The sequence below is a fragment of the Klebsiella sp. GG_Kp173 genome (genome assembly GCF_040062415.1).
GTDB lineage: Bacteria > Pseudomonadota > Gammaproteobacteria > Enterobacterales > Enterobacteriaceae > Klebsiella > Klebsiella quasipneumoniae.
In genome coordinates this window covers 1-18055 of sequence record NZ_JBEAFZ010000004.1, presented here as the reverse complement: position 1 = coordinate 18055, position 18055 = coordinate 1, and the positions used below count along the sequence as shown (strand labels likewise).

The window sequence follows — 18055 nt, the reverse complement described above, 5'->3', positions numbered from 1 at the left end:
TCACCGGGATCTAAAGATGGCTGAACCACGTTTCGTACACCTGCGGGTGCACAGCGACTATTCCATGATCGATGGGCTGGCAAAGACCGGGCCGCTGGTCAAGAAGGCGGCCTCGCTTGGCATGCCAGCGCTGGCGATCACCGATTTCACCAACCTCTGCGGGCTGGTGAAGTTCTACGGGACGGGACACGGCGCGGGGATTAAGCCGATCGTCGGCGCCGATTTCCACGTGCAGTGCGACCTGCTCGGCGACGAATTTACCGAGCTGACCGTGCTGGCGGCGAATAACACCGGCTACCAGAACCTGACTCTGCTGATTTCCCGCGCCTATCAGCGTGGCTACGGCGCCCTGGGGCCGTGGATCGATCGCGACTGGCTGGTGGAACATCAGGAAGGGCTGATTCTGCTCTCCGGCGGCCGTAAAGGCGACGTCGGCGTCAGCCTGATCCGCGGCAACATGCCGCTGGTTGAGCAGTGCGTCGCCTTCTATGAAGAGCATTTCCCGGATCGCTATTTTCTGGAGCTGATCCGCACCGGTCGTCAGGATGAAGAGAGTTATCTTCATGCCGCCGTGGCGCTGGCGGAAGCGCGTGGTCTGCCAGTGGTGGCGACCAACGATGTCCGCTTCCTCGATACAGGCGATTTTGACGCCCATGAAATCCGCGTCGCTATTCACGACGGCTTCACCCTCGACGACCCGAAACGGCCGCGCAACTACTCGCCGCAGCAATATATGCGCAGCGAGGAAGAGATGTGCGAGCTGTTCGCCGATATTCCGGAAGCGCTGGCAAACAGCGTTGAAATTGCCAAGCGCTGTAACGTCACCGTGCGGCTTGGCGAATATTTCCTGCCGCAGTTCCCGACCGGCGATATGACCACGGAAGATTTCCTGGTGATGAAATCGAAAGAGGGTCTGGAGGAGCGGCTGGAATTCCTCTTCCCGGATCCGGAAGTGCGCGCGAAGCGCCGGCCGGAATACGACGAGCGTCTGGATATCGAGCTGCAGGTGATCAACCAGATGGGCTTCCCCGGCTACTTCCTGATCGTGATGGAGTTTATCCAGTGGTCGAAGGATAACGGTGTGCCGGTCGGCCCGGGCCGCGGTTCCGGCGCCGGTTCGCTGGTGGCCTACGCGCTGAAGATCACCGATCTCGACCCGCTGGAGTTCGACCTGCTGTTCGAACGTTTCCTCAACCCGGAACGAGTCTCAATGCCCGACTTTGACGTCGACTTCTGCATGGAGAAACGCGACCAGGTTATCGAGCACGTGGCGGATATGTATGGCCGCGACGCGGTATCGCAGATCATCACCTTCGGTACCATGGCGGCGAAAGCGGTCATCCGCGACGTGGGCCGCGTGCTGGGTCACCCGTACGGCTTTGTCGACCGCATCTCCAAGCTGGTGCCGCCCGATCCGGGCATGACGCTGGCGAAAGCCTTCGAGGCCGAGCCGCAGCTGCCGGAGATCTACGAGGCGGACGAAGAAGTGAAAGCGCTGATCGACATGGCGCGTAAGCTGGAAGGGGTGACGCGAAACGCCGGTAAGCATGCGGGCGGCGTGGTTATCGCACCGACCAAAATCACCGACTTCGCCCCGCTGTATTGCGATGAGCAGGGGCTGCATCCGGTTACCCAGTTTGACAAGAACGACGTGGAATACGCCGGGCTGGTGAAATTCGACTTCCTCGGTCTGCGTACGCTCACTATCATTAACTGGGCGCTGGAGATGATTAATAAGCGCCGTGAGAAGAACGGCGAAGGGCCGCTGGATATCGCCGCCATCCCGCTGGATGACAAGAAAAGCTTCGACATGCTGCAGCGCTCGGAAACCACTGCGGTCTTCCAGCTTGAATCGCGCGGCATGAAAGATCTGATTAAACGCCTGCAGCCGGACTGCTTCGAAGATATGATCGCTCTGGTGGCCCTGTTCCGCCCGGGCCCGCTGCAGTCGGGGATGGTAGATAACTTTATCGACCGTAAGCACGGCCGAGAAGAGATCTCGTATCCGGACGTGCAGTGGCAGCATGAAAGCCTGAAACCGGTGCTGGAGCCGACCTACGGCATCATCCTGTATCAGGAACAGGTCATGCAGATTGCCCAGGTGCTGTCCGGGTATACCCTCGGCGGCGCGGATATGCTGCGTCGCGCGATGGGTAAGAAAAAGCCGGAGGAGATGGCCAAGCAGCGTTCTATCTTTGAGGATGGGGCGAAGAAAAACGGCATTGACGGCGAACTGGCGATGAAAATCTTTGACCTGGTGGAGAAATTCGCCGGTTACGGGTTTAACAAATCGCACTCCGCCGCGTACGCGCTGGTTTCTTACCAGACGCTATGGCTTAAGGCGCACTATCCGGCTGAGTTTATGGCGGCGGTAATGACCGCCGATATGGATAACACCGAGAAGGTCGTTGGCCTGGTGGACGAGTGCTGGCGGATGGGGCTGAAAATTTTGCCGCCGGATATTAACTCCGGCCTGTACCATTTCCACGTCAACGACGACGGCGAGATCGTCTACGGTATCGGCGCCATCAAGGGCGTCGGCGAAGGGCCGATCGAAGCGATCATTGAGGCGCGCAACAACGGCGGTTATTTCCGCGAGCTGTTCGACCTCTGCGCGCGGACCGATATTAAAAAGCTCAACCGTCGCGTGCTGGAAAAGCTGATTATGTCCGGGGCGTTCGATCGTCTCGGTCCGCACCGTGCGGCGCTGATGAATTCGCTGGGCGATGCGCTGAAAGCCGCCGACCAGCACGCCAAAGCCGAGGCCATCGGCCAGGCTGATATGTTCGGCGTACTGGCGGAAGAGCCTGAGCAGATTGAACAGTCCTACGCCAGCTGCCAGCCGTGGCCTGAGCAGGTGGTGCTGGATGGTGAAAGGGAGACCCTGGGGCTGTACCTGACCGGGCACCCGATTAACCAGTATCTGAAAGAGATTGAGCGCTACGTCGGCGGCGTGAGGCTCAAAGACATGCATCCGACCGATCGTGGAAAAGTGACCACGGCGGCGGGGCTGGTGATTGCGGCGCGGGTAATGGTCACCAAGCGCGGCAATCGTATCGGCATCTGTACCCTGGATGACCGTTCCGGGCGGCTGGAAGTGATGTTATTCACCGACGCGCTGGATAAATATCAGCAGTTGCTGGAAAAAGACCGCATACTTATCGTCAGCGGACAGGTCAGCTTTGATGACTTTAGCGGGGGGCTTAAAATGACCGCCCGTGAAGTCATGGACATTGACGAAGCCCGGGAAAAATATGCTCGCGGGCTTGCTATCTCGCTGACGGACAGGCAAATTGATGACCAGCTTTTAAACCGACTCCGTCAGTCTCTGGAACCCCACCGTTCGGGAACCATTCCAGTGCACCTCTACTATCAGAGGGCGGATGCACGCGCGCGGTTGCGTTTCGGCGCAACATGGCGCGTCTCTCCGAGCGATCGTTTACTCAACGATCTGCGTGGCCTTATCGGCTCGGAGCAGGTGGAACTGGAGTTTGACTAATACAGGAATACTATGAGTCTGAATTTCCTAGATTTTGAACAGCCGATTGCAGAGCTGGAAGCGAAAATCGATTCCCTGACTGCGGTAAGCCGTCAGGATGAGAAACTGGATATTAACATCGACGAAGAAGTGCATCGTCTGCGCGAGAAAAGCGTAGAGCTGACGCGCAAAATCTTCTCCGATCTCGGTGCATGGCAGGTTGCGCAACTGGCGCGCCACCCGCGCCGTCCTTACACCCTGGATTATGTCCGCCTGGCGTTCGACGAGTTTGACGAACTGGCCGGTGACCGTGCCTACGCTGACGATAAAGCGATTGTCGGCGGTATCGCGCGTCTTGATGGTCGTCCGGTGATGATCATTGGCCATCAGAAAGGTCGCGAAACCAAAGAAAAAATTCGTCGCAACTTTGGTATGCCGGCCCCGGAAGGCTACCGCAAAGCGCTGCGCCTGATGGAGATGGCTGAGCGGTTTAAAATGCCGATCATCACCTTCATCGACACCCCGGGCGCCTACCCGGGCGTTGGCGCGGAAGAGCGCGGCCAGTCGGAAGCGATCGCTCGCAATCTACGTGAAATGTCGCGTCTGAGCGTGCCGGTGATCTGCACCGTGATCGGCGAAGGCGGCTCCGGCGGCGCGCTGGCTATCGGCGTGGGCGACAAGGTCAACATGCTGCAGTACAGCACCTATTCGGTGATTTCGCCGGAAGGCTGTGCCTCCATTCTGTGGAAGAGTGCGGATAAAGCGCCGCTGGCTGCTGAAGCGATGGGTATTATCGCCCCGCGTCTGAAAGAGCTGAAGCTGATCGATTCTATCGTTCCGGAACCGCTGGGCGGCGCCCACCGCAACCCGGAAGCGATGGCGGCAAACCTGAAAGCGCAGCTGCTGGCAGACCTGGCCGATCTCGATCTGCTCAGCGAAGAAGAGCTGCTTAACCGCCGCTATCAACGTCTGATGAGCTACGGTTACGCCTAAGTATTCCGCTAGCGAAAAAGACTAAGGGCCGGATTTTCCGGCCCTTTTTTTATGTGCGATGCGCCCAGGGGATTGCTATGATGCTGGACTTAGGTGAATACCAGGAGGAAAGCGTGAATATCATCGCCATCATGGGGCCTCACGGCGTCTATCACAAAGACGAGCCGATCAAAGAACTGGAAGCGGCGCTGCAGCGCCAGGGCTTCCAGACTATCTGGCCGCAAAACAGCGCCGACCTGCTGCAGTTTATCGAGCACAACCCGCGCATCTGCGGCGTGATCTTCGACTGGGATGAGTACAGCGTCGATCTGTGCAGCGATATCAATCAGCTCAATGAATATCTGCCTCTGTACGCCTTTATTAACGCCCACTCGACGATGGACGTCAGCAGTCAGGATCTGCGCATGACGCTGTGGTTCTTCGAATATGCGCTGGGACTCTCCGAAGAGATCGCCACCCGCATCGGGCAGTATACCCGCGAGTACCTGGACAATATCACCCCGCCGTTTACCCGCGCGCTGTTTAACTATGTGCAGGAGGGTAAATATACCTTTTGTACGCCGGGTCATATGGGAGGCAGCGCCTATCAGAAAAGCCCAGTGGGCTGCCTGTTCTATGACTTTTTTGGCGGGAATACGCTGAAGGCGGATGTCTCGATTTCGGTCACCGAGCTGGGCTCCCTGCTGGATCATACCGGCCCGCATCTGGAGGCGGAGGAGTATATCGCTCGCGCCTTTGGCGCCGAGCAAAGCTATATGGTGACCAACGGTACCTCAACGTCCAATAAAATTGTCGGCATGTACTCGGCGCCCGCCGGCAGCACGCTGCTGATTGACCGTAACTGTCACAAATCGCTGGCCCACCTGCTGATGATGAGCGATGTGGTTCCCCTGTGGCTGAAGCCGACCCGCAACGCGCTGGGGATCCTCGGCGGTATCCCCCGGCGCGAGTTTACCCGCGACAGTATTCAGCAGAAAGTGCGCGACACGGGCGGGGCGCAGTGGCCCGTGCATGCGGTGATCACCAACTCCACCTACGATGGCCTGCTCTACAACACCACCTGGCTTAAAGAGACGCTCGACGTCCCGTCGATCCATTTCGATTCTGCCTGGGTGCCGTATACCCATTTCCATCCGATATATCAGGGGAAAAGCGGCATGAGCGGTGAGCGGATCCCCGGTAAAGTCATCTTCGAGACGCAGTCGACGCATAAGATGCTGGCCGCGCTGTCGCAGGCCTCGTTGATCCACATTAAGGGCAACTATGATGAAGAGACCTTTAATGAAGCCTTTATGATGCATACCTCTACATCGCCGAGCTACCCCATCGTCGCGTCGATTGAGACCGCGGCGGCGATGCTGCGCGGTAACTCCGGTAAGCGCCTGATCCAGCGCTCCATTGAGCGGGCGCTGGACTTCCGTAAAGAGGTGCAGCGACTGCGCGAAGAGTCGGACGGCTGGTTCTTTGATATCTGGCAGCCGGAAGCGGTGGATAAAGCCGAGTGCTGGCCGGTAGCGCCGGGCGAAGACTGGCACGGTTTCAAAGATGCCGATGCGGATCATATGTATCTCGATCCGGTGAAGGTCACCATTCTGACGCCGGGCATGGACGAGCAAGGGAATATGGATGAAGAGGGGATCCCGGCGGCGCTGGTGGCGAAGTTCCTCGACGAGCGGGGCGTGGTGGTGGAGAAAACAGGCCCCTACAACCTGCTGTTCCTCTTTAGCATCGGTATCGATAAAACCCGGGCGATGGGGCTGCTGCGCGGCCTGACCGAATTTAAGCGTGCCTACGATCTCAATCTGCGGGTGAAGAATATGCTGCCGGATCTGTACGCCGAAGATCCCGACTTCTACCGCAATATGCGGATCCAGGATCTGGCGCAGGGGATCCACCGCTTGATCCGCCAGCACCAGCTGCCGCAGCTGATGCTCAGCGCCTTTGACGTCCTGCCGGAAATGAAAATGACGCCGCATCATGCCTGGCAGCGCCAGATTAAAGGTGAGGTGGAAACCATTGAACTGGAGAACCTGGTGGGCCGGATTTCGGCCAACATGATCCTCCCTTATCCGCCGGGGGTACCGCTGCTGATGCCAGGAGAGATGATCACGGAGGAGAGCCGGGCGGTGCTCGACTTCCTGCTGATGCTCTGCTCCATAGGACGTCATTACCCGGGGTTTGAGACCGATATTCACGGCGCGAAGCGCGATGAGGACGGCGTTTATCGGGTACGAGTCTTAAAAAATGACGAAAGGCTTGCGCGTTAACGGCGCGCACGAGTAACGTGGCTGGCTTAACAGAAGGAGTTTGACCATGCTGGGTTTGAAACGGGTTCACCATATTGCCATCATTGCGACCGACTACGCCCGCAGTAAAGCGTTCTATTGCGATACTCTGGGGTTTACGCTGCAAAGCGAGTTTTATCGCGCCGAGCGTGACTCCTGGAAAGGCGATCTGGCGCTCAACGGCGAGTATGTGATTGAGCTGTTCTCGTTCCCGTTTCCGCCGGCCCGCCCCAGTCGTCCGGAAGCCTGCGGGCTGCGTCATCTGGCCTTTAGCGTGGATGATATCGACGCGGCGGTAGCGCATTTGACTGCGCATGGCGTGGAGTGCGAAGCGATTCGCGTCGATCCCTTTACCGGTAAACGTTTTACCTTCTTTAGCGATCCGGACGACCTGCCGCTGGAAATATATCAGCAGTAAACCTTGCCAGCGCGACCCTGGCCCGGTAACGTGCCGGGCCATCACTTCTCGGTATGTTTGTGGTTATGACGGCTGACATTGCGCATACGCTTCATCCCCATCGCCAGCTGCTGGTGGCCTTCAGCGGCGGTCTGGACTCGACGGTTCTTCTGCATCAGCTGGTGCTGCTGCGGGAACAGGATCCCTCGCTGACGCTGCGGGCGGTACATGTTCACCACGGCCTTAGCGCCCACGCAGACGACTGGGTGGCGCACTGTCGGCAGATTTGCCAGCAGTGGCAGGTGCCGTTGGTGGTGCATCGCGTGACGTTAGCCCGGGGCGGCCTGGGCGTCGAGGCCCATGCCCGTGCGGCGCGCTATCAGGCCTTTCAGGATACGCTCAATGCCGGCGAGGTGTTAGTGACCGCCCAGCACCAGGATGACCAGTGCGAAACGCTGTTGCTGGCGTTAAAACGCGGCAGCGGTCCTACTGGTCTGTCGGCGATGGCGCCATCCTCTGCCTTTGCCGAGAGCCGACTACTGCGTCCTCTCCTCAATGAAACCCGCGAATCGCTACGCCAGTGGGCGCTCGCCCATCAGTTGTCGTGGATTGAAGATGAGAGTAATCAGGACGATACCTATGACCGCAACTTTCTGCGCCTGCGGGTGATCCCGCTGCTGCGCGAGCGCTGGCCGCACTTTAGCGAGGCCGTCGCCCGCAGCGCCAGCCTGTGCGCCGAGCAGGAGCAACTGCTGGACGAGATACTGGCGGCGGAGCTCGCGTCGCTGGTGGCCGAAGACGGGTCGCTGGCTATCGCGCCACTGACGTCGATGAGTTCTCCCCGCCGCGCGGCGCTGCTGCGTCGCTGGCTCGCCGGGCAGCGGGCGCCGATGCCGGCCCGCGAGGTGCCGGAGCGCCTCTGGCACGAGGTGGCGCTGGCGCGGGAAGATGCCAGCCCCTGCCTGCGGTTGGGGGAATTTACCGTCCGTCGTTTTCAGCAGCGCTTGTACTGGGTGAGATATGTACCCGGGCAGGCGGATAGCGTCCAGCACTGGCCCGACTGGCGCCAGCCGCTGCGGCTGGCGGACGGTCTCGGCGAGCTGATGCTGCAGCCGGGCGGCAGGCTGCGCCCGCCCTCGGCGGATGAGCCGGTCACCGTCCGCTTTCGCGCCAGCGGCAATCTGCATATCGTCGGGCGTCATGGCGGCCGTAAGCTAAAGAAGATCTGGCAGGAGCTGGGCGTTGCTCCGTGGCGACGAGACACCACGCCGCTGCTGTTTTACGGTGAAACGCCGATTGCCGCAGCGGACAATCTGTTTGTGACCCACGAAGGTGAAGTCAAAGACGGGGAAGGGATCAGTCTGACATGGAGGAAAACGGGCGGTTAAGCCCGTTTTGATTCAGGATTCGCTCACCACCACGGTGCCGATTTCCGGGTGACTGAAGCTGGCGATTTTATCCAGGCGCAGCTCGCGGACGTTGCCGGCGAGTTCGACCACCAGATACTCGATATTTTTACGCGAGATTAGATCGCTGGCCTTCGCCTGCAGCTGTTCGCCATCCTTCAGCGCCAGCGTCAGCACCAGGTGATGCTGGCAGGCCAGCTCCAGGTTGTCGTAATCATCGCAGTTAATGGGTTGATAAGTATCATTCATTGACATAATCGCTCACCAGTAAGTTTGCTGCCGCATAAGCGGCCTTTTCCCTGACTGACTCCGAAAGGGCCTCATCCGCCGCAATCTCATTCAATACTTTCAACACGCAACCCAGCGCATCCGGGATATACCCTAAGTCTCCGCTGGCTATTTCCGCATACCGCTTGCGTATTAACTCACAATAGTGGTCCACATGCCCTCCTGTCAGCGTTCTGACTCAACCGTGGGATGCAAGTTTAAGCCTACGAAGATAAACTCTGTTTAGCAAGGGAACTATATCATAGTCATTTAAGCAATTTCAGCAGGATGAAACAGGTTGCTGCGATTGCTGACAGCCTTTTGCCGCCAGTTTCGCTACAATGTACGCCATTTTTTTCAGGAGTTTATTCATGGCGCTGAAAGCGACGATATATAAAGCCGCGGTGAATGTAGCCGATCTGGATCGCAACCAGTTTCTGGATGCTAACCTGACGCTGGCGCAGCACCCGTCGGAAACCCAGGAGCGCATGATGCTGCGCCTGCTGGCGTGGATCAAATATGCCGATGAACGGCTGCAGTTTACGCGCGGCCTCTCGTCAGACGACGAGCCGGAGCTGTGGCTGCTTAACGATCATCTCGGGGTTGATCTGTGGATCGAGCTGGGGCTGCCGGACGAGAAACGTATCAAGAAAGCCTGCTCGCGGGCGCAGGCGGTGGCGTTGTTCGCCTATAACAGCCGGGCGGCTGAAATCTGGTGGCAGCAAAATCAGAACAAGCTTGCGGCGTACCCGAAGCTGACCATCTGGTATCTTGATGATGCCCAGCTGGCGCAGCTTAGCGCTTTTGCCGACCGCACGATGACGCTGCAGGCCACGTTGCAGGAGGGGAGCATCTGGTTATCCGATGCTCAGAATAATCTGGAAATTCAGCTTACCGCCTGGCAAGCGCCGGCATGATTACTATCAGCCGCAGTGTGGCCATTGCTGATAACGAGATCACGCTGGAAGGTATTCGCGCCCAGGGGGCCGGGGGCCAGCACGTGAACAAAGCGTCGACCGCGATCCATCTGCGCTTCGATATTAAAGCCTCGAGCCTGCCGGCGTTTTACAAAGAGCGCCTGCTCGCCGCCAGCCATCACTTAATTTCTGCTGACGGTGTGGTTATCATTAAGGCTCAGGAATATCGCAGTCAGGAGATGAACCGCGAAGCGGCGATCGCCCGGCTGGTGGCCCTTATCAAAGAATTAACCGCAGTGCAAAAAAGTCGCCGGGAGACGCGACCGACTCGGGCATCCAAAGAGCGACGCCTTGCTTCTAAGGCGCAAAAGTCCTCAGTCAAGGCGCTGCGTGGAAAAGTTCGCCAGTGAAGGCGTCGGCGAACGGGTGGAATGGATCATAAGGAAAGTAGAGTGAAGAAAATCATATTCTCCGTGATAGCGGCCTGTTCGCTGTTCGCGCTGTTTGGTTGTAACCATCGCGCCGAAAATGACACGGTTCAGCCGGCAGCGATGGAAGAGCTCAAACCGATGCAGCAAAGCTGGCGTGGAGTGCTGCCCTGCGCGGATTGCGAAGGCATCGACACCTCGCTGTTCCTGGAAAAAGACGGTACCTGGGTGATGAATGAGCACTACCAGGGCGCTGGTCGTGAACCATCTTCCTTTGCCTCTTACGGCACCTGGGCGCGTACGGCGGACAAGCTGGTACTGACCAACAGCAAGGGCGAAAAATCGTACTTTCGCGCGAAGGGCGACAAACTGGAGATGCTCGACCGCAACGGGAGTCCCATTCAGTCTCCTCTCAACTATACCCTGGAGCCGGTGAAGGCCAGCCTGCCGACCACCCCGATGGCGATGCGTGGCATGTACTTCTATATGGCCGATGCGGCAACCTTTACTGATTGCGCGACCGGTAAACGCGTCGCGGTGGCGAACAATGCCCAGCTTGAGCGGGATTATGCCGCTGCCCGCGGCAATGATTCACGTCCGGTTCTGCTGGTGGTGGAAGGGCACTTTACCCTCGAGGCGAACCCGGATACCGGCGAAATGATGAAAACGCTGATGACGGATCAGGCCGGCAAATTTATTCCAGGGAAAGACTGCGGACACTGATTGTCCGGCTCCTGCCCGGGAAACGGGCAGGAGATACGCCTCAGCGGTAGCCGGCCAGCGGACTTCGGTTATGGTGGTTTTACCGTCCCCCCCCTTTTCCACCAACCATAGCGCACGAATCATGAGCCTCATGACGGGTGGGAAAGGGCAAATCGTTCTTTTACTCCGCACCGGCCTTCGGATTGTTCACCAGATACAGCGCGACGTGGCTCACGGAAGAGGGGCTGAAGGCGCGGATCCCAAACGAAGTGACGCCGAGGCTGGAGAAGAAGAGCAGGTCGCCGGAACGTAGGTCGCTTTCGGCGATTTCGCGCAGTCCGCTGCCGGCAATCGAGCTTTGACGCTGGAGGGGGACAGCCCATGGCGGTGAGCGGCCATCGGTCGCGGATGCGGAAGGGGTGCTGCGGCCGACGTCTACAGTGCAGGCGGTAGGCAGGAGCAGGGCGGAGGTCAGCAGCCCGCTGCTGAGAAGAGGTGCAGTCATGGGTACAGTCCTTGTAAAAAAAAGGCCCTGACATCCGTTCAGGGCCCTGGTTGGGTGATTAGCCTTTTATCGCTTTAACCAGATATTCCACAATATCCCCGGTCTTAATCAGCTGCTTCTCACCGTTGCGACGATACTTGTATTCGATATCGTCATTGTCGAGGTTACGATCGCCCAGCACGATGGTGTGCGGGATACCGATCAGCTCCATATCGGCGAACATCACGCCCGGACGCTCTTTACGATCGTCCATCAGCACTTCAATACCCTGGGCGCTCAGCTCGGCGTACAGTTTCTCCGCCAGCTCCTGCACACGGTAAGATTTGTGCATGTTCATCGGCAGGATCGCCACCTGGAACGGCGCAATCGCATCCGGCCAGACGATACCGCGATCGTCAAAGTTCTGCTCAATCGCCGCCGCCACTACGCGAGTGACCCCGATACCATAGCAACCCATCGTCAGGATCTGGTTGCGGCCATCTTCGCCCTGGACCGCGGCTTTCATCGCCTCGGAGTACTTCGTCCCCAGCTGGAAGATATGACCCACTTCGATACCGCGCTTGATAAGCAGGGTACCTTTGCCGTCCGGGCTCGGATCGCCGGCGACGACGTTACGGATGTCCGCGACTTCCGGCGTGGCGACATCGCGGTCCCAGTTGATGCCGAAGTAGTGTTTGCCATCGATGTTGGCGCCGGCGGCGAAATCGCTCATCACCGCCACAGTACGGTCGATAATCACCGGCACCGGCAGGTTCACCGGACCCAGAGAGCCCGGACCGGCTTTCACCAGGGCGCGGATCTCTTCTTCGGTGGCGAAGGTCAGCGGGCTGGCGACCTGCGGCAGTTTTTCGGCTTTCACTTCGTTCAGCTCGTGATCGCCGCGCACCAGCAGGGCAACCAGCGGGGAAGCGCTATCTTCAACCGCTTTCACCAGCAGGGTTTTCACGGTTTTTTCGATCGGCAGGTTGAACTGCTCAACCAGCTCGGCGATGGTTTTGGCGTTCGGCGTGTCGACCAGGGTCATCTCCTGGGTGGCGGCCGCGCGCGGCGTTTTCGGCGCAACGGCTTCCGCAAACTCGATGTTTGCCGCGTAGTCGGAGCTGTCGGAGAAGATCACATCGTCTTCGCCGCTCTGCGCCAGCACCTGGAATTCATGAGAGGCGCTGCCGCCGATAGAGCCGGTATCAGCCTGTACCGCGCGGAAGTCCAGCCCCATGCGGCTGAAGATTTTACTGTAAGCGGCGTACATCGCATCGTAGGTTTCCTGCAGCGATTCCTGCGACGTATGGAAAGAGTACGCATCTTTCATCAGGAATTCGCGGGAGCGCATCACGCCGAAACGCGGACGCACTTCGTCGCGGAATTTGGTCTGGATCTGATAGAAGTTCAGCGGCAGCTGCTTATAGGAGTTCAGCTCGTTGCGGATCAGGTCGGTGATGACCTCTTCGTGGGTTGGACCGAGGACGAACGGACGATCGCCACGATCGGCAATGCGCAGCAGTTCCGGGCCGTACTGCTCCCAGCGACCGCTCTCCTGCCATAGTTCAGATGGCTGAACGACCGGCATTAACACCTCGATCGCACCGGCGTTGTTCATCTCTTCACGCACGATGTTTTCGACTTTTTTCAGGACGCGCACGCCGGTCGGCAGCCAGGTGTATAACCCGGAGGCCAGCTTGCGGATCATCCCGGCGCGCAGCATCAGCTGGTGGCTGATTACCTCGGCGTCGGCAGGTGTCTCCTTCAGAGTGGAGAGCAGATATTGGCTAGTACGCATGTTGTAACGGTTCCAGTTAAACGAGCGGAACAGGCTGGTTGCCCAGCCTGAAACAAAAAAAGTGGTTTAGTTTACCAGTGTGGCAAAGATGCCAAAAGAGAGGAAAATAAAATTAGCGCGCTTCGAGGGCAAAGACTTCAAAACCGGCGGCAGTCACCCGCCAGCGGACGTTGAAATCCAGCAGCCAGACGGCGTAATTTTTACCTGCCTCTTCTTCCTTACGGTAGGCCGGACGCGGATCCTGCGCCAGCACCTCTCGGATAAACGCCTTCAGATGCGGATAACGCTTCTCCAGATGCAAAAGCTGCGTTTCGACCTCGGCGGTAAAACTGACGACCTGATCCGCCTGCGGTGCCTGTTGCGCGTAGCTGGCGTGCGCGTTCGGCAGCGCTTCGGCAAACGGCAGATAGGGTTTGATGTCGACCACCGGCGTACCGTCGACGAGATCGAGGCTGCCGAGCTCCAGTATCACCTGCTCTTTCTGACAGCGAACGCCCTTCAGCTCAACCAGCGACATGCCAATGGGATTGGGGCGAAACGTGGAGCGGGTGGCGAAGACGCCCATACGCGCGTTGCCCCCGAGACGGGGAGGGCGCACCGTCGGACGCCAGCCGCCTTCCATGGTCTGATGAAACACAAACAAGATCCACAGATGGCTGAAGCTTTCCAGACCACGCACGGCGTCGGCCTGGTTGTAGGGCGCGATCAGATGGAGTTCTCCACCGCCGTGCTTGACCAGACCCGGCTGGCGAGGCACGGCAAACTTCTCTTTATACGGCGAGCGGATAACGCCTATCTGCGCGAACTGAAATGCACTCATTGCGCCGAGACGTTAAGCGCCGAGCCCAGACAAACCGCCTGACGGTAGCAGCCTGGGGTACCGCTGGTCACTTCGCAGCGGTGCAGCAGGACAGCATTGGCTTTCATTCGTGCGGCATTAATCTGCAGGCGCTTGCGGGCGGTAGGGATATTCGGCGGAGAATCCTGATTCGAAGCCTGGCAGGACTCGCCAGACACTTCACCCAGATCGCGGAACGGTTTACCTACCAGCTCTGACGCATCGGTATAAATACGTACCGGCGCCGGACGGGTTGCGCGTGGTTTGGTCGGCTCCGATTTAACCGGAGGAGTTGCAGTGCTTTGAACAGGCTCGACGGGAGATCTGCTTAGCATGGAACAACCGCTTAACATGAGTGCTATCAAACAGACCGGTAAAGCACGCATAATATTTCCTCAATGAATAAAAAACAGGGCGTTATTGAATCAGGTGCTTGCATAAATGACAAGACGGGCGTGAAGCCCGTCCTGAATGATATTACGGTGAGAAAAGATTACCAGCCTTTCACTGCGCCGCCGTTAAAGATCTTGTTTGCTGCTTCGTAAACTTCATCGCTCTGGTAAGCCTGAACGAATTTTTTCACATTCTCAGCATCTTTATTGTCTTCACGCGCCACGATCAGGTTCACGTACGGCGACTCTTTCCCTTCAACAAAGATGCCGTCTTTCGCCGGGGTCAGGCCAATCTGGCTGGCGTAAGTGGTGTTGATAACGGCCAGCGCAATCTGCGCGTCGTCGAGAGAACGCGGCAGCTGCGGCGCTTCCAGTTCAACAATCTTCAGGTTTTTCGGGTTCTCGACGATATCCAGTGAGGTCGGCAGTAGGCCAACGCCGTCTTTCAGTTTGATCAGGCCCACCTGCTGCAGCAGCAGCAGAGAACGACCGAGGTTGGTCGGATCGTTAGGGACGGCGATCTGCGAGCCCGGCTGCAGTTCGTCCAGCGATTTGATTTTCTTCGAGTAACCCGCGATCGGGTAGACGAAGGTGTTGCCGACAGCCACCAGCTTGTAGCCGCGGTCTTTAATCTGCTGGTCGAGGTACGGTTTATGCTGGAAGGCGTTGACGTCGATATCACCTTTGCTCAGCGCTTCGTTCGGCAGAACGTAATCGTTGAAGGTCACCAGCTCAACGTCAAGGCCATACTTCTCTTTTGCCACTTTCTGCGCGACTTCAGCGACCTGCTGCTCCGCCCCGACGATAACGCCGACTTTAATATGATTCGGATCTTTTTCATCCTGACCGCAACCCACCAGCGCCAGAGAACCGATTAACGCACCAACTGCCGCAAAGGTTTTGAAATTAAAGGCCATGTTATTTCCTTCCTGTAAGAATGAGTGTTGTCTGCCAATAACGTTATTTATGAGTCACAGCCCGGACGATGCGATCGCCAGAGAATTGAATTAAATAAACCAGAATAACCAGCAATACCAGTACGGTATTCATCACGGTGGCGTTGTAGCCGATATAGCCATACTGATAACCAATCTGCCCCAAACCGCCGGCGCCCACCGCGCCGCCCATGGCGGAATAGCCCACCAGGGTGATAAGAGTGATAGTGGCGGCGTTGACCAGACCCGGCAGCGCTTCAGGCAGCAGAACCTTACGCACGATCTGCAGCGGCGTAGCGCCCATTGCCCGGGAGGCTTCAATAAGGCCTGTCGGGATCTCCAGCAGCGCGTTCTCCACCATGCGAGCGATAAACGGCGCGGCGCCCACTGTCAACGGCACGATCGCCGCCTGCAGGCCGATTGAGGTGCCGACGATCACGCGGGTAAACGGGATCATCCAGACCAACAGGATAATGAACGGGATGGAGCGGAAAATGTTCACCAGCGCCGACAGCGTCCGGTACAGTTTAGCATTGGCGACGATTTGCCCCGGACGGGTCACGTACAGCAGCACGCCCACCGGCAGACCAAGGACAAAACCGAAGAAGCCGGAGACAAAGGTCATTGCCAGCGTTTCCCATACGCCGCGCAACAGCAGCCACATCATTGCCTCAGACATAACCCAATACCTCTACTTTTACATGATGTTCCTGCAGCCAGGCGATAGCCGCCTGAGTGTCTTCCTGTGTACCGTGCATTTCAGTCAGCATGATGCCGAACTTCACCCCGCCGGCATAATCCATCTGCGCGCTAATAATGTTGTTATTCACGTTGAAGCGACGCGCGGTTTCAGAAAGCAGCGGCGCATCGACGGAGTGGCCGGTAAATTCCATGCGCAGCATTGGTACGCTATCCGCTGTAGCGGTAGGTTTCAGGCGCGCCTGGTAGTCATCCGGAATATCCAGGTGCAGGGTCGACTGAATAAACTGCTGGGCCAGCGGCGTCTTCGGATGGGAGAAGACTTCGCTCACCGTGTCCTGCTCAATCAACTGGCCGTTGCTAATCACTGCCACGCAGTCGCAAATGCGTTTCACCACATCCATTTCGTGGGTGATCAGCAGGATGGTCAGTCCCAGACGACGGTTAATGTCTTTCAGCAGTTCGAGAATGGAACGGGTGGTGGCCGGATCCAGGGCGCTGGTGGCTTCATCGCACAGCAGTACCTTGGGGTTACTGGCCAGCGCGCGGGCAATGGCGACACGCTGTTTCTGACCGCCGGAGAGATTAGCCGGATAGCTGTCGTGCTTATCACCCAGGCCGACAAGATCCAGCAGCTCCGTCACGCGGCGTTTGATTTCTGCCTGTGGCGTGTTATCCAGCTCCAGAGGTAACGCCACGTTGCCGAAAACGGTGCGGGATGCCAGCAGGTTAAAATGCTGGAAAATCATGCCAATCTGACGGCGAGCGCGGGTTAGCTCTTTTTCCGACAGCGCAGTCAGCTCCTGACCGTCAACCTGTACGCTGCCCTCGGTCGGGCGCTCCAGCAGGTTAACACAGCGAATCAGCGTACTTTTACCGGCGCCGGAGGCACCGATGACGCCGTAAATCTGTCCGGCAGGGACATGCAGGCTGACGTTATTCAGCGCCTGAATGCTGCGATTCCCCTGCTGGAACACTTTGGTGATATTGGAAAGTTTAATCATCAGTTATTTATTATCGTTTAGCCGTTTGCCGTGGCATTTTCTTCTGCCGTATCCAGGCGATGCCTGGCAATGAAATGGATGTTAAGGCATCCAGACGTCTAAATCAATCTGACTCTTTATAATGAGCACTTTCTTGCATGCGGAAACATGCGATACTAACGGCACTAGCCTTTTTCAGGAGCAAACCGGTGGCAAAGTCAGTACCCGCAATTTTTCTCGACCGTGACGGCACTATTAATGTCGATCATGGCTACGTCCACGAAATCGACAATTTTGAATTTATCGATGGCGTCATTGACGCAATGCGCGAACTAAAAGAGATGGGCTACGCGCTGGTGCTGGTCACTAACCAGTCCGGTATTGCTCGCGGTAAATTTACCGAAGCCCAGTTTGAAACGCTGACCGAATGGATGGACTGGTCCCTGGCAGACCGTGGCGTCGATCTGGACGGTATCTATTATTGCCCGCATCACCCGCAGGGTGCGGTTGAGGAGTACCGTCAGACCTGTGATTGCCGTAAACCGCATCCGGGGATGCTGATCTCCGCCCGCGATTATCTGCATATCGATATGGCCGCTTCCTATATGGTTGGGGACAAACTGGAAGATATGCAGGCTGCAGCGGCCGCTGATGTCGGTACTAAAGTGCTGGTGCGTACCGGTAAGCCTGTTACTGAAGAAGCGGAAAAAGCCGCGGACTGGGTGCTAAATAGCCTGACAGAGCTGCCGGCGGCGATTAAAAAGCAGCAAAAATAAGCGTTACGTATAAAAGATGAGCGGTTGAAATAAAATTGTATTTTTCCGCTTGTCATTCCCGGCGGGCTCCCTATAATGCGCCTCCATCGACACGGCGGATGTGAATCACTTCACACAAACAGCCGGTTCGGTTGAAGAGAAAAATCCTGAAAAACGGGTTGACTCTGAAAGAGGAAAGCGTAATATACGCCACCTCGCGACAGAGCGCTAAAGCGCGTCGCAACTGCTCTTTAACAATTTATCAGACAATCTGTGTGGGCACTCAAAGTGACATGGA

The 18055-nt window shown here is 57.5% G+C and carries 17 protein-coding genes and 1 pseudogene; 9 read left to right on the top strand and 9 right to left on the bottom strand.

Annotated features, from left to right (window positions below):
• The first annotated feature begins 16 nt into the window (after positions 1–16).
• The 5 genes from dnaE (at position 17) to tilS (ending at position 8541) form a co-directional block, all read left to right on the top strand.
• Positions 17–3499 carry a DNA polymerase III subunit alpha gene (dnaE, locus tag ABLU50_RS04265; protein WP_017900653.1) on the top strand — a complete coding sequence of 1161 codons (3483 nt, stop codon included), beginning with the start codon at positions 17–19 and terminating at the stop codon, positions 3497–3499.
• A gap of 12 nt (positions 3500–3511) precedes the next feature.
• Complete coding sequence (accA, locus tag ABLU50_RS04260) at positions 3512–4471, top strand: acetyl-CoA carboxylase carboxyl transferase subunit alpha (RefSeq protein ID WP_004204460.1); 960 nt, start codon at positions 3512–3514, stop codon at positions 4469–4471.
• Between the two features lie 113 nt (positions 4472–4584).
• The gene (locus ABLU50_RS04255; RefSeq protein WP_004204462.1) at positions 4585–6738 is read left to right on the top strand and encodes a lysine decarboxylase LdcC; all 2154 of its coding nucleotides are present in this window, start codon (positions 4585–4587) and stop codon (positions 6736–6738) included.
• Between the two features lie 46 nt (positions 6739–6784).
• Entirely contained in the window at positions 6785–7174 is a 390-nt protein-coding gene (locus ABLU50_RS04250) for a VOC family protein (RefSeq protein WP_004204463.1), read from the top strand.
• A 53-nt stretch (positions 7175–7227) separates the two neighbouring features.
• Positions 7228–8541, top strand: coding sequence for a tRNA lysidine(34) synthetase TilS (gene tilS / locus ABLU50_RS04245; protein ID WP_087833087.1), 1314 nt, complete (start codon positions 7228–7230; stop codon positions 8539–8541).
• Positions 8542–8553: 12 nt separating this feature from the next.
• Here the strand turns inward: tilS and rof are convergent, their stop codons facing one another.
• On the bottom strand, positions 8554–8814 hold the full coding sequence (gene rof, locus ABLU50_RS04240) for a Rho-binding antiterminator (protein ID WP_002889424.1): 261 nt from the start codon (positions 8812–8814) through the stop codon (positions 8554–8556).
• The gene (locus ABLU50_RS04235; protein ID WP_002889429.1) at positions 8801–9001 is read right to left on the bottom strand and encodes a YaeP family protein; all 201 of its coding nucleotides are present in this window, start codon (positions 8999–9001) and stop codon (positions 8801–8803) included. Before ABLU50_RS04235 ends, rof begins: the two co-directional genes overlap by 14 nt.
• 196 nt (positions 9002–9197) lie before the next feature.
• Here ABLU50_RS04235 and ABLU50_RS04230 point away from each other — a divergent pair, with 196 nt between their 5' ends.
• From ABLU50_RS04230 to nlpE, 3 genes are read left to right on the top strand one after another with little or no spacing between them, the layout of a single operon-like run.
• Positions 9198–9743: a YaeQ family protein gene (locus ABLU50_RS04230; RefSeq protein ID WP_004204466.1), complete on the top strand. Its 546-nt coding sequence runs from the start codon at positions 9198–9200 to the stop codon at positions 9741–9743.
• On the top strand, positions 9740–10153 hold the full coding sequence (gene arfB, locus ABLU50_RS04225) for an alternative ribosome rescue aminoacyl-tRNA hydrolase ArfB (protein WP_004204468.1): 414 nt from the start codon (positions 9740–9742) through the stop codon (positions 10151–10153). The genes ABLU50_RS04230 and arfB overlap by 4 nt, the downstream gene beginning before the upstream one ends.
• Positions 10154–10195: 42 nt before the next feature.
• Positions 10196–10894 (top strand): envelope stress response activation lipoprotein NlpE, encoded by a 699-nt coding sequence (nlpE, locus tag ABLU50_RS04220; protein WP_004204471.1) that lies wholly within the window; start codon positions 10196–10198, stop codon positions 10892–10894.
• 190 nt (positions 10895–11084) lie between these two features.
• Here nlpE and ABLU50_RS04215 read toward each other — a convergent pair.
• From ABLU50_RS04215 to metN, 7 genes and pseudogenes are all read right to left on the bottom strand, one after another.
• Positions 11085–11378: pseudogene (locus ABLU50_RS04215) on the bottom strand (hypothetical protein); the annotation flags it as partial.
• 58 nt (positions 11379–11436) lie between these two features.
• Positions 11437–13155, bottom strand: coding sequence for a proline--tRNA ligase (proS, locus tag ABLU50_RS04210; RefSeq protein WP_004204474.1), 1719 nt, complete (start codon positions 13153–13155; stop codon positions 11437–11439).
• Positions 13156–13267: 112 nt separating this feature from the next.
• On the bottom strand, positions 13268–13975 hold the full coding sequence (gene tsaA, locus ABLU50_RS04205; protein ID WP_017900660.1) for a tRNA (N6-threonylcarbamoyladenosine(37)-N6)-methyltransferase TrmO: 708 nt from the start codon (positions 13973–13975) through the stop codon (positions 13268–13270).
• Positions 13972–14379, bottom strand: a complete 408-nt coding sequence (rcsF, locus tag ABLU50_RS04200) for an Rcs stress response system protein RcsF (protein WP_004204477.1) — start codon at positions 14377–14379, stop codon at positions 13972–13974. The genes tsaA and rcsF overlap by 4 nt, the downstream gene beginning before the upstream one ends.
• Before the next feature lie 107 nt (positions 14380–14486).
• Positions 14487–15302 (bottom strand): methionine ABC transporter substrate-binding lipoprotein MetQ, encoded by an 816-nt coding sequence (gene metQ / locus ABLU50_RS04195; protein ID WP_002889445.1) that lies wholly within the window; start codon positions 15300–15302, stop codon positions 14487–14489.
• A 43-nt stretch (positions 15303–15345) separates the two neighbouring features.
• The gene (locus ABLU50_RS04190) at positions 15346–15999 is read right to left on the bottom strand and encodes a methionine ABC transporter permease MetI (RefSeq protein WP_004204478.1); all 654 of its coding nucleotides are present in this window, start codon (positions 15997–15999) and stop codon (positions 15346–15348) included.
• Complete coding sequence (gene metN, locus ABLU50_RS04185; RefSeq protein WP_002889450.1) at positions 15992–17023, bottom strand: methionine ABC transporter ATP-binding protein MetN; 1032 nt, start codon at positions 17021–17023, stop codon at positions 15992–15994. Before metN ends, ABLU50_RS04190 begins: the two co-directional genes overlap by 8 nt.
• A gap of 188 nt (positions 17024–17211) precedes the next feature.
• Here metN and gmhB point away from each other — a divergent pair, with 188 nt between their 5' ends.
• Entirely contained in the window at positions 17212–17778 is a 567-nt protein-coding gene (gene gmhB, locus ABLU50_RS04180; protein ID WP_004204479.1) for a D-glycero-beta-D-manno-heptose 1,7-bisphosphate 7-phosphatase, read from the top strand.
• The last annotated feature ends 277 nt before the right edge of the window (positions 17779–18055 follow it).

What these genes read in the sequence shown, in the direction of transcription:
- proS (WP_004204474.1), bottom strand. Translation starts at nt 13,155, where the DNA reads ATGCGTACTAGCCAATATCTGCTCTCCACTCTGAAGGAGACACCTGCC.
- tsaA (WP_017900660.1), bottom strand. Translation starts at nt 13,975, where the DNA reads ATGAGTGCATTTCAGTTCGCGCAGATAGGCGTTATCCGCTCGCCGTAT.
- tilS (WP_087833087.1), top strand. Translation starts at nt 7,228, where the DNA reads ATGTTTGTGGTTATGACGGCTGACATTGCGCATACGCTTCATCCCCAT.
- ABLU50_RS04190 (WP_004204478.1), bottom strand. Translation starts at nt 15,999, where the DNA reads ATGTCTGAGGCAATGATGTGGCTGCTGTTGCGCGGCGTATGGGAAACG.
- ABLU50_RS04230 (WP_004204466.1), top strand. Translation starts at nt 9,198, where the DNA reads ATGGCGCTGAAAGCGACGATATATAAAGCCGCGGTGAATGTAGCCGAT.
- rcsF (WP_004204477.1), bottom strand. Translation starts at nt 14,379, where the DNA reads ATGCGTGCTTTACCGGTCTGTTTGATAGCACTCATGTTAAGCGGTTGT.
- rof (WP_002889424.1), bottom strand. Translation starts at nt 8,814, where the DNA reads ATGTCAATGAATGATACTTATCAACCCATTAACTGCGATGATTACGAC.
- accA (WP_004204460.1), top strand. Translation starts at nt 3,512, where the DNA reads ATGAGTCTGAATTTCCTAGATTTTGAACAGCCGATTGCAGAGCTGGAA.
- dnaE (WP_017900653.1), top strand. Translation starts at nt 17, where the DNA reads ATGGCTGAACCACGTTTCGTACACCTGCGGGTGCACAGCGACTATTCC.
- ABLU50_RS04250 (WP_004204463.1), top strand. Translation starts at nt 6,785, where the DNA reads ATGCTGGGTTTGAAACGGGTTCACCATATTGCCATCATTGCGACCGAC.
- arfB (WP_004204468.1), top strand. Translation starts at nt 9,740, where the DNA reads ATGATTACTATCAGCCGCAGTGTGGCCATTGCTGATAACGAGATCACG.
- metN (WP_002889450.1), bottom strand. Translation starts at nt 17,023, where the DNA reads ATGATTAAACTTTCCAATATCACCAAAGTGTTCCAGCAGGGGAATCGC.
- metQ (WP_002889445.1), bottom strand. Translation starts at nt 15,302, where the DNA reads ATGGCCTTTAATTTCAAAACCTTTGCGGCAGTTGGTGCGTTAATCGGT.